This is a genomic window from Dietzia sp. CQ4 (genome assembly GCF_014145125.1).
Classification (GTDB): Bacteria; Actinomycetota; Actinomycetes; order Mycobacteriales; family Mycobacteriaceae; genus Dietzia; species Dietzia natronolimnaea.
Window position 1 is genome coordinate 1 of the sequence record NZ_JAALDZ010000183.1, and the last position, 9920, is coordinate 9920.

The 9920-nt window shown below is 71.0% G+C and carries 11 protein-coding genes; 8 read left to right on the plus strand and 3 right to left on the minus strand.

Going from position 1 to position 9920, the window contains the following annotated elements; genetic code table 11:
* Positions 1-363: 363 nt before the first annotated feature.
* Both G6031_RS11190 and G6031_RS11195 read left to right on the plus strand, forming a co-directional pair.
* Entirely contained in the window at positions 364-1950 is a 1587-nt protein-coding gene (locus G6031_RS11190; RefSeq protein ID WP_182653294.1) for an ATP-binding cassette domain-containing protein, read from the plus strand.
* A gap of 44 nt (positions 1951-1994) precedes the next feature.
* Positions 1995-2573 (plus strand): dihydrofolate reductase family protein, encoded by a 579-nt coding sequence (locus G6031_RS11195; protein WP_182653295.1) that lies wholly within the window; start codon positions 1995-1997, stop codon positions 2571-2573.
* A gap of 82 nt (positions 2574-2655) precedes the next feature.
* On the opposite strand, the gene G6031_RS11200 is transcribed toward G6031_RS11195, so the two are convergent.
* A complete protein-coding gene (locus tag G6031_RS11200) occupies positions 2656-3192 on the minus strand; it encodes a ferritin (RefSeq protein ID WP_179525999.1) in 537 nt (178 codons plus the stop codon).
* A gap of 219 nt (positions 3193-3411) precedes the next feature.
* Positions 3412-4191, minus strand: a complete 780-nt coding sequence (locus G6031_RS11205) for an SDR family oxidoreductase (protein WP_182653296.1) — start codon at positions 4189-4191, stop codon at positions 3412-3414.
* A gap of 55 nt (positions 4192-4246) precedes the next feature.
* Here G6031_RS11205 and G6031_RS11210 point away from each other — a divergent pair, with 55 nt between their 5' ends.
* Genes G6031_RS11210 through G6031_RS11230 form a run of 5 tightly spaced genes read left to right on the plus strand, consistent with a single transcriptional unit; the run spans position 4247 to position 9212 of the window.
* A complete protein-coding gene (locus G6031_RS11210) occupies positions 4247-5236 on the plus strand; it encodes a glycosyl hydrolase (protein WP_182653297.1) in 990 nt (329 codons plus the stop codon).
* A complete protein-coding gene (locus tag G6031_RS11215) occupies positions 5233-6465 on the plus strand; it encodes a SpoIIE family protein phosphatase (protein WP_182653298.1) in 1233 nt (410 codons plus the stop codon). The genes G6031_RS11210 and G6031_RS11215 overlap by 4 nt, the downstream gene beginning before the upstream one ends.
* On the plus strand, positions 6462-8432 hold the full coding sequence (locus tag G6031_RS11220; protein ID WP_182653299.1) for a glycosyltransferase family 2 protein: 1971 nt from the start codon (positions 6462-6464) through the stop codon (positions 8430-8432). Before G6031_RS11215 ends, G6031_RS11220 begins: the two co-directional genes overlap by 4 nt.
* Positions 8429-8764 carry an STAS domain-containing protein gene (locus tag G6031_RS11225; protein WP_179523400.1) on the plus strand — a complete coding sequence of 112 codons (336 nt, stop codon included), beginning with the start codon at positions 8429-8431 and terminating at the stop codon, positions 8762-8764. Before G6031_RS11220 ends, G6031_RS11225 begins: the two co-directional genes overlap by 4 nt.
* Positions 8754-9212, plus strand: coding sequence for an ATP-binding protein (locus G6031_RS11230; protein WP_182653300.1), 459 nt, complete (start codon positions 8754-8756; stop codon positions 9210-9212). The genes G6031_RS11225 and G6031_RS11230 overlap by 11 nt, the downstream gene beginning before the upstream one ends.
* Here G6031_RS11230 and G6031_RS11235 read toward each other — a convergent pair.
* Positions 9193-9642 carry a limonene-1,2-epoxide hydrolase family protein gene (locus G6031_RS11235; RefSeq protein ID WP_179523398.1) on the minus strand — a complete coding sequence of 150 codons (450 nt, stop codon included), beginning with the start codon at positions 9640-9642 and terminating at the stop codon, positions 9193-9195. The two genes, G6031_RS11230 and G6031_RS11235, sit on opposite strands and share 20 nt — an antisense overlap.
* 49 nt (positions 9643-9691) lie before the next feature.
* Between G6031_RS11235 and G6031_RS11240 the strand changes: the two genes are divergently transcribed.
* Positions 9692-9920: alpha/beta fold hydrolase (locus G6031_RS11240; protein ID WP_182653301.1), on the plus strand; the 229-nt coding region annotated here is incomplete at its 3' end.

Sequence of the window (9920 nt, forward strand, 5' to 3'; positions counted from 1 at the left end):
TCCCGATCGTGGGCGCGTACTTCTTCAACTTCCCCATCGCGATCGGTATCTACTGGCTCACCAACAACATCTGGACCGCGGTGCAGTCGCACTTCTTCATGGAGAAGCTCGAGAAGGAGCTGCCGATGACCAGCCGCGAAGGCCTCCCGCCCAGCGCGTTCATGTGACGCGCCAGTGCGCACCCCTTGCCGCCGGTCGCCCCCCGGCGTACTGTGCACAGCGGAAGTCGGTAGGCGCACGGCGTGACCGCGGGGAGACCTGCGGACGCGAGGGGCGTCAGCCGAGAACTCGACACGAGGAGCCACAGGACAGTGCTCGACCCCAGGTGAGACCCGGCCCACCCGCCACCTCCCTGGAGCACTCATGTCTTCCCTCGTCCTGTCGGACGTCGCCTACGCGTTCCCCGACGACACCACCCTCTTCACCGGGCTCGACCTCACGGTGCGCCCCGGTCTGACCTCACTGGTCGGCCGCAACGGCGCCGGCAAGTCCACGCTGCTGCGCGTGATCGCCGGGGAGCTGCCACTGTCCGCAGGGTCGATCTCCGTCGACGGCGAGCCCGCCGGCCCGCCCGCGGTCGCATACCTGCCGCAGCTGCTCGTCGACGCCTCGCCCGGCCGCACCCTCGCCGACGAACTCGGGATAGGCCCGCAGCTCGCGGCGCTGCATCGGATCGAGGCGGGAGAGGGCGACGACGACGACTTCGCCCGCATCGGTGATGACTGGTCCGTCGCCGAACGGACCCTCGCGCTGCTCGATCAGCTGGGCCTGCCCGCCGAGTTGACCAGACCCGTGGGCGAGCTGTCCGGCGGGGAGCGCACGCTCGCGGCGGTGGCGGGTCGGCTCCTGGGGCGGCCGAAGGTGCTGCTTCTCGACGAGCCGACCAACAACCTCGACCGACCGGCCCGGGCCAGGTTGTTCGCGGCGCTCGAGGGGTTCGTCTCCGCAGGGCGGCGGACCGCTGTGGTGGTGAGCCACGACCTGGAACTGCTCGAACGGGCAGATGCCACGGTGGAGCTGCGGTCCGGACGATGTCGACTGTTCGGGGGGCCGTACTCGCTGTACCGGGAGGTCGTCGACTCCGAGCAGTCGGCCGCGATGCAGTCGCTGGCGGACGCCCGCAACGAGTTGCGCGCGGAGAAGCGGGACAGGGTCGAGGGGACGGAGAAGGCGAGCCGCCGACTCGCGCAGGGGCGTCGGGTTCAGGCCGCCGGCGGGATGCCCAAGATCCTCATGAACGCACGTCGCAGGTCCGCCCAGGAATCCGCGGGCAGACTACGCGCGGTCCACGAGCAGGGAGTCGAACAGGCGCGCGCGCGGATGCAGGACGCCGACGCCGCCGTCCGCCGAGAGGAGGTGTTGCGGATCCCGATGCCCGACCCGGGGCTGCCGGCCGGGCGGAGCGTGATCGACACCCTCGATCCTGTCGCCGGTCGCATCCACCTGACCGGGCCTGCGCGGATACGGCTCGCCGGCCCCAACGGCAGCGGCAAGACCACGCTGCTCCGGCGCCTGTTCGGAGACGGGTCCGCCGGAGCCGGTGACGACGAGGCGGCGCACGTGCCCTGGGCTCTGCTGCCGCAGGATCTGCGGGTCGAGCATCCCGACAGGTCGGTGGTGGACGCGATCCGGGCGGTGCGACCGGAGGCCGATCCCGAGCAGGTCCACGCCCACGCCGCGCGGATGTTGTTCACGGGGGACGCCGGGTTCCGCCGCCTCGCCGAGCTCTCCGGTGGCGAACGCCTGCGCGCGGCGTTGGCGGCGAGTTTGTTCGCGCGGCCGGTTCCGCAGTTGCTGATCCTGGACGAGCCCACCAACAACCTCGACCTCGCCGGTGTGGAGGTGCTCGCCGACGCTCTCTCGCGGTGGCGCGGGGCCCTGGTCCTGGTGAGCCACGACGACGGCTTCTGTGCCCGGGTGGGGGTGGACGACGTGATCCGGCTCGGCTGACCCGCCCCATTTCCCCTGATCACAGACCACGAAGGGACTCACCCATGCGCAAGCTCATCTACTACATCGCCGTCACCGCCGACGGGTTCATCGCGGACCCCGATGGACGGACGGACTTCTTCCCGCTCGAGGGCGACCACATGGCCTGGCTCGTCGAGCACTATCCGGAGACGATCCCCGGTCACATCCGCGGCGCGATCGGGCTCGCGGGGACCGCCCCACGGGTGTTCGACACGGTTCTGCTGGGCCGGTCCACCCATCAGGTCGCTGTCGACGAGGGGCTGGCCAGCGGCTACCCGCACCTGCGCCAGTACGTGGTGACTCATCGGCCGGGTGATCTGCCGGCGGAGACGGGCCTCACGGCGTCGGACGAGGACCCCGTGACACTGGTCCGACGACTCAAGGCGGAGAGCTCCCCGCTCGACATCTGGCTCTGCGGTGGCGGGGAGCTGGCAGCGGCGTTGGTGGACGAGATCGACGAGTTCCGGCTCAAGGTCAACCCGGTGGTGATCGGCCGGGGGCGACCGCTGATCGCCGGGTCCACCGGTGCGCGGTCCCTGGTCACGCACCGGCGGATCGGGTTCGACAGCGGGGTGAGCTACGTGGAGCACAGCTGCGCCTGACCCGCCCGCGCCCGTACAGGCCCCGCCCGCTCCCGCCCCGCCCGTACCGGCCGAGCACGCTCGCCGGATCCGGAATGTCAGGTCAGACGGCGCCGCCGGCCACCGCGGGCGGGGTGCCGGTGTTGGTGGAGGTGTCGGTCTCGCGTGCGAGGTACTCCTCGATGCGGAACCAGTCGTTGTCCGCGCGCTCGGCGATCGCCACCAGGGTGCTCATGTTGGCGACCTCCTCGACCTGCTCACGCAGGAACCACAGCATGAACTGCTCACCCAGCGGGTCGGACTCGGCGCGGGCCGCCTGGAACATCGACTCGATCTGACGGGTGACCTGCTTCTCCTGCTCGAGCGCGTAGCGCAGGGCGGCGACGGGGCCGTCGAACTCGGCCTGCGGGCCGGGCACGGCCGGGATGGTCACCGGGATGTCGCGGTCGAGCATGTACTGGACCATCATCATGGCGTGGTTCCGCTCGCCGAGGCTGTGCTGGTAGAAGCGCCCGGCGAGCTGGGGCAGGTCCTTGGCGTCGGCCCACACTGCGATCGCGATGTACTGCTGGCTCGCGGCGAACTCGTGACCGACCTGCGCGGACAGGAGTTCGGTGAACGACGACGACTTCTTGGCCATGATCATGGCACCCTTCCTCTCGGGGGACCTCGACGGGCGTCGAGGTTCGCCCGGGGCATGTTGCGCCCCAGGGGTCCCACAGTAGGGCTGGCGACCGCGTTTTACCAGGTCAGTAAGCCTAACCGAACATCGGTAAGCCTGGCCTTGTCAGTTAATTCCCGCGGCTGGGCCCCGGTGGACGCGCTATCAGGGTGCCGCGCGAAGGCGGAGCCGTATCGCTCAGCGCCTGTGGGCCCGCATGGCCGAGTGCTGGTCCCGCGGCTTGACCACGATCTGGTCCAGGTTGACGTGCGACGGCCGGCTCGCCACGAACCCCACGATCTCGGCGATGTCGCGCGCGACCATGGGGGTCAATCCCTGGTAGACGGCGCCGGCCTTGTCGTCGTCGCCGTCGAACCGCACGAGCGAGAACTCGGTCTCCACCATGCCGGGCGCGATCTCGGTGAACCGCACGGGTTGGCCCAGGTGCTCCCCGCGCAGCGTCCGGTGCAGCACGGCCTGCGCGTGCTTGGCGGTGGTGTACCCGCTGCCCTTGTCGTAGGACTCCAGCGCGGCGATCGAGGTGATGGTCACCACCAGGCCGTCGCCGGTCTCCACGAGCACCGGCATGAGGCCGCGCACGAGACGCAGGGTGCCCAGCACGTTGGTCTCCCACATCCACCGCCACTGCTCCTCGTCGGCGTCCATGACGGTGGTCGTGCCCTTGGCGCCGCCGGCGTTGTTGACCAGCACGTGCAGCCGGGGGACGGCCGCGCAGAACGCCTCACACGAGGCGGGATCGGTCACGTCCAGGGGCATGGCGGTGCCGCCGATCTCGTCCGCGAGCGCCTGCAGCCGGTCGAGTCGCCGGGCGCCGACGACCACGTGGAACCCCAGCCCCGCGAGTTCGCGCGCGGTGGCCTCGCCGATCCCGGAGGAGGCGCCGGTCACCACCGCGATGCGGGTGTCGGCGGGGAGGTCGGCCAGGCGTTCACGGACGGCGGGGTGATCGAAGCTCATGGGTTCAGGCTAGAACAGCGACTCCCGCGGCGCGTGGCGGCGACAATGGGCACCGATGCGTGCGGTGTGGATTGTCCTGGTCTCGGTGGTGATGGCGGCGATGTGCGTGGCATGTGGATCCTCCCGGCAGTGCGAGGTGGCCGACGACCCGCTGGCGGTGCCCCTCGACGAGCCCGGCCAGGCGTGTCCGCGCTTCGGCGTGAGCACCCCCGGCGGTCCGGCCGCCCCGGGGGAGTTCCGGGCGGTCGCCGACGCGGTGGGCGCGCAGCCGAGCGTGGTGTTGTGGTTCGTCGACTTCTCCTCCCCACCCCCGATCGCGCAGCTCGACGCCGTCCGGGCGTGGGGCGCGGACCCGGTCATCACCTGGGAGCCGTGGCGCTGGGTCGCGGACGGCGAGTACGACCGGTCGGCGTTCCCGATGGAGCAGATCGCGGCGGGGGTGCACGACGACTACCTGTACCGGTGGGCCGACGAGCTGGCCGCCTGGGGGGACACGGTGTACCTGCGGTTCGCCCACGAGGCCAACGGCGACTGGTACCCGTGGAGCCCGGCGGGCGGAACCCCACCGCAGACCTATGTGGACGCGTGGCGGCACGTCCACGACCTGTTCGCCGTCAAGGGGGTCCACAACGTGAGGTGGGTCTGGACGGTCAACGTCCCCCACTCCGGCAGCAGCCCCGTCGCCCCGCTCTATCCGGGAGACGACTACGTGGACGTGGTGGGCGTCGACGGCTACAACTGGGGGACCACCCAGCCGTGGAGCTCGTGGCAGGAGCCGGAGGAGATCTTCGGTCCCACCCTGGACGAGGTGGCCGCTCTCGCACCCGATCGACCGGTGATGGTCACCGAGGTGGCGAGCGCCGAGGCGGGTGGGTCCAAGCCGGAGTGGATCCGGGACCTCGTCGCGTATCTTGAGTCGAGAGACGAGTTAACCGCGTTCGTGTGGTTCGACCACCACAAGGAGACCGATTGGCGTCTGGCCAGCAGCCCGGAGTCCGCCGACGCCATGGCGGACGCCCTGAACAGAGAGCACCGCACGAGATGACCCCTCACCCGTGGAGCGTCCCCGCCCCCGTCGAGGCCGAGCGGGTGCGCGACGTGGAACGACTCGGGATGCTCGACACCCCGCCCGAGGGCCGGTTCGACCAGGTCACCAACATGGCGCGCCGGGTTCTGGGGGTGCCTGCGGCGTCCCTGTCCCTGATGGACGGCGACAGGCAGTGGATGAAGTCGATCCGGGGGTTGGACATCGACGAGGTGCCGCGGGAGAAGACGGTCTGCCGCACCACGATCGCTCGGGCGTACCGCCGGCCCGAGGACCCGATGCTCGTCATCCCGGACGCCGCCGCCGACCCGGAGTTCACGGAGATCCCCGGCATCGGCGGCCCGGACGGGATCCGTTTCTACGCCGGCTACCCGCTGTACGGCCCCACCGGGCACCCCGTGGGCACTTTCTGTGTCTACGACACCGAACCCCGCAACCTGGACCCGCAGCAGATCGAGGCGTTCACCGAACTCGCCGCGTGGGCCCAGCGGGAACTCGAACGCTCCGCGGAGTTGGACCGGGCCGCGGAGATCCAGACCCAGTTGCTCCCGCGGCCCCTCACCGGGCTCGAGGGCTACCGGGTGGCCGCCGTCTGTCTCCCCGCGTTCACGGTCGGCGGGGACTTCTTCGACTACTACTGTCGTGCAGACGCCCTGATGCTCACCGTCGCCGACGTGATGGGCAAGGGGCTCGGGGCGGCGATCCTGTCCTCCTCGGTCCGCGCCTCGGTGCGGGGGGCGTCGCGGGTGCTGGAACGGTACGGCCCGGCGACCGGCGCGCAGGACACCGGAGCGGTCACGACGCTCGCGGCCGAGCACCTCACTGAAGACTGCGAACATACCTCCACCTTCGTCACCGCACTCCTCGCGGCGATCCACCTGCCCACCGGGGCAGTCCACTACACCGACGCCGGACACGGCCTGGCCCTGATCCGGCGCGCCGACGGGCGCATCGACCCCCTCGAGGAGGGAGGTCCCCCGATCGGCATCCTCCCCGGGACCACCTGGACCTCGGACGAGGCACAGCTGGAGCCGGGCGACGTGTTGGTGATCTGCTCGGACGGCCTGCTCGATCTGCTGGACGAGGGTAGTGACCCCGCCGCGGTGTGGGAGTTCGTGGCGCCCCACGCGTGCCCCGACGATCTGGCGGCCGCGACCAGCGGGCTGGTGGCGGGTCGACCGCCGCTGGACGACGTGACCGTGGTGGCGGTCCGGAGAGAGGCGGCATGAGCACGGTGCCGGCGCCGCCGGTGCCGCGCAGCGAGTACCCCTCGCCCTACATGCGACTGCTCATCGTGGTGACGGTGATCGTGGGGCTGAACTACATCGTGTGGCGGTGGCTGTTCTCGGTCAACTGGGACGCCTGGTGGATCGCCGTCCCGTTGGTGCTCGCGGAGACGTACAGCCTGATCGACTCGATCCTGTTCGCCGTGACGATGTGGCGGTTGAGGCGCCGCCCCGAGCCGCCGCCCGCGCCGGAGGGGCTGACCGTCGACGTCTTCATCACCACCTACAACGAACCGCTCGACCTGGTGCTGAACACGGCGGCGGCGGCCACACGCATCCGCTACCCGCACCGCACCTGGATCCTCGACGACGGCGCACGTCCGGAACTGGCGGCCGCCGCCGAGGAGTTGGGCGTCGACTACCTCACCCGGTCGGCGAGTTGGACCAACAAGCCCCGCCACGCCAAGGCCGGAAACCTCATCAACGCGCTGCTCCACACCGACGGGGAGTTCCTGCTGATCCTGGACGCGGACCAGATCCCGGAGCCGGAGATCCTCGACCGGACCCTCGGGTACTTCACGGACGACGGGATGGCGCTGGTCCAGACGCCGCAGTACTTCACCAACGTCCCCGAATCCGACCCGTTGGGAAGCCAGGCCCCGCTGTTCTACGGCCCCATCCAGCAGGGCAAGGACGGGTGGAACGCCGCGTTCTTCTGTGGGTCGAACGCCGTGCTGCGCCGCGAGGCGCTGATGCAGCTCGGGATCACGGGGTACGTCAAGGCCGTCGAGGACGGGGTGGATCGCGCCCTGCGGACGGCCGGCAGGGTGATCAGGCGGGCGCAGCGCGCGGTCCCGGCGGACCAGTCCGAGGTCGCGGAGGCGCTCGGTTCCGTCCGCCGGGCCGTACGCACCGCCCGCGCCGAGCTCCGGGCCGGCGGGTCGCTGGCGGAGATCACCTACGGCTTCCAGCAGACGGTGGACGCCGCCGCGCGCGCGGTGGTGGACGCCGACATGGGCGCGATCCGGGCGGACCTCGAGGCGATCGCCGCGCTGGACGAGCACGGGTCCGACGCGCTGGTGCTGGACGATCTCGTGCTCGACCAGCTCGCGGACCGCGAGTGGTCGCCGCTGGGGGCGGTCGAGTCGGTCCGCGCCCTGATCCGTGCGGTGGACATCGACCGGGCCGACGAGGCCGAACCGACCCAGGCCCTGGCGACCATCTCGGTCACCGAGGACATGGCCACCGCGATGCGTCTGCACGCCGCCGGCTGGCGGACCGCCTACCACCACGAGATCCTGGCGTACGGTCTGGCTCCCGAGGACCCCAAGACCATGCTCACCCAGCGACTGCGGTGGGCCCAGGGCACGATCCAGGTGATGCTGCGCGAGAACCCGCTGGTGCAGCGGGGCCTCACCCTCGCCCAGCGGTTGATGTACTGGTCGACCATGTGGAGCTACCTGTCCGGCTTCGCGGCCCTGGCGTACTTCGCCGCCCCGGTGATCTACCTGACGCTCGGGGTGATGCCGGTCCAGGCGTGGAGCGTGGACTTCTTCGCCCGACTGATCCCGTTCCTCCTCCTGAGCCAGCTCCTGTTCTTCATCGCCGGCCGCGGGAACCCGACCTGGCGGGGCCAGCAGTACAGCCTCGCCCTGTTCCCGGTGTGGATCGCGGCGTGCTGGACGGCCGCGCGCAACGTGTACTTCGGCAAGCCCCTCGACTTCGCGGTCACCCCCAAGACCCGCCAGGGCGAGGACGCGACCCCGTGGTACCTCTTCCGGCCGCAGTTGATGGTCATGGCGTTCCTCGTGGTGGCGGCGATCATCGGGGTCGTCCGCCTGTACCTGGGGGCCATCTCCGTCCTGGGCGTGACGGCCAACCTCGTCTGGGTGGTGTTCGACCTGTTCATTCTGTCGGTCGTCGTCCGGGCCGCTCGCTACCGTGGACCCGACAGAGAAGGAGCGTCATGACCGCCTACGAGATCCGTGAAGCCGGCACCGCCGTGGTGGTGCAGCCGACCGGTCGACTGAACATGGTGGCCGCGCCCGGCCTCCGCGACCAGCTGCGCGACCTGGTCGACGGCGGGTCCCGCCGGGTGGTGGTGGACCTCAGCGCCACCGAGTTCATCGACTCCTCCGGCCTCGGGGCGCTGATCTCCGGGCTCAAGGCGGCGCGTCAGGCCGGGGGAGACCTGCGCATCGCGGCCCCGAACACGCAGGTGAAGAGCGTGCTGAAGCTGACCCGGCTCGACCGGGTGCTCACCGCCCACGAGTCGGCGGACACCGCCTTCGATGGCGACTGACGATCGCCGGGAGCTGACCCTCACCACCGGCGAGGGGACCCTCGACCGGGTCCTCGACCTGATCGGGGAGATGCTCTCCGCAGGCCGGGTCGAGGAGGAGGCCCGGTTGCGGTTCGAGCTCGCCGTGGCGGAGATCGGCGCGAACATCATCGAGCACGCCGGGGACGGCGACCCGGTGACCCTGACCCTGGTGCTGGAGGTGGCGCCGGATCGTCTGGAGGCCCGGTTCACCGACGACGGCAGCCCCGCCCGGGTGGACCTACGGGCGGTGCAGATGCCGGACGTGTTCGCCGAACGCGGCCGCGGCCTGGCGATCGCGCTGGAGGCACTCGACGAGTTGGAGTACCGCCGACGCGGTGGCGAGAACGTCTGGCGGCTGGCCTGCTACCGCGACAGCCCGGGAGGGCGGTCGGACGACGACGACGAGGTCAGCGGCCCCGTCCGGTGATCATCCCCACCAGTCCGCGCACCGCGCCGAGGGCCATGTCGGACTTGGAGAAGTAGTCCTGCCAGCCGCAGACGAGGCCGTCGCGGACCTCGAGGCGCCCGCACACCCAGAAACCGCAGCGGAAGCGCCCGATCCCCAGGTAGTCGGTGCGTTCGGTGAGCACGATCGTGGGGGAGCCGGGGGTGGTCGGGTCCGCCGGGGCGCCCACGGCGAGGTGGTGGATCTCCGCGTCGAAGTCCACGTTGGCGCCCATGGCCGACAGCGCCTTGACCACGTCACGCTTGCCCCGGATGGTGGGGAGCCCGATGTTGGCCCACCACACGTCGTCGGCCAACAGGTCGGCGGCGGCGGTGACGTCGCCCGAGACGAGGGCGTCGAAGAAGGTGCGGACCACGACGTCGGAGTCGATCTGGGTGGTGGTGGTTGCCATTGGTCCACGGTAGCCGCCCGGCGCGGGGCCTGGTGGCAGGATTGCCGTCATGACCATTCCGGAACCCTCCCCCGCCGTCTCGTCCGCCGTCTCCTCCGACGGCACCGTCATCGCCTACCGCGTCCTCGGCGACCCCGCCGCCCGCCCGCTGGTGCTGGTCCACGGCTGGGCCCAGTCGAGCGCCTGCTGGGGGCCGGACCTGCTCGACGCGCTGGCCGCGCGGTTCCGGGTGGTGGCGGTGGATCTGCGCGGCCACGGCCACTCCGGCGTCGCGGAGG

Bases quoted from the DNA above. Each gene is read 5' to 3' on its own strand.
- G6031_RS11190 (WP_182653294.1), top strand. From the start codon at position 364: ATGTCTTCCCTCGTCCTGTCGGACGTCGCCTACGCGTTCCCCGACGAC.
- G6031_RS11195 (WP_182653295.1), top strand. From the start codon at position 1,995: ATGCGCAAGCTCATCTACTACATCGCCGTCACCGCCGACGGGTTCATC.
- G6031_RS11200 (WP_179525999.1), bottom strand. From the start codon at position 3,192: ATGGCCAAGAAGTCGTCGTCGTTCACCGAACTCCTGTCCGCGCAGGTC.
- G6031_RS11205 (WP_182653296.1), bottom strand. From the start codon at position 4,191: ATGAGCTTCGATCACCCCGCCGTCCGTGAACGCCTGGCCGACCTCCCC.
- G6031_RS11210 (WP_182653297.1), top strand. From the start codon at position 4,247: ATGCGTGCGGTGTGGATTGTCCTGGTCTCGGTGGTGATGGCGGCGATG.
- G6031_RS11215 (WP_182653298.1), top strand. From the start codon at position 5,233: ATGACCCCTCACCCGTGGAGCGTCCCCGCCCCCGTCGAGGCCGAGCGG.
- G6031_RS11220 (WP_182653299.1), top strand. From the start codon at position 6,462: ATGAGCACGGTGCCGGCGCCGCCGGTGCCGCGCAGCGAGTACCCCTCG.
- G6031_RS11225 (WP_179523400.1), top strand. From the start codon at position 8,429: ATGACCGCCTACGAGATCCGTGAAGCCGGCACCGCCGTGGTGGTGCAG.
- G6031_RS11230 (WP_182653300.1), top strand. From the start codon at position 8,754: ATGGCGACTGACGATCGCCGGGAGCTGACCCTCACCACCGGCGAGGGG.
- G6031_RS11235 (WP_179523398.1), bottom strand. From the start codon at position 9,642: ATGGCAACCACCACCACCCAGATCGACTCCGACGTCGTGGTCCGCACC.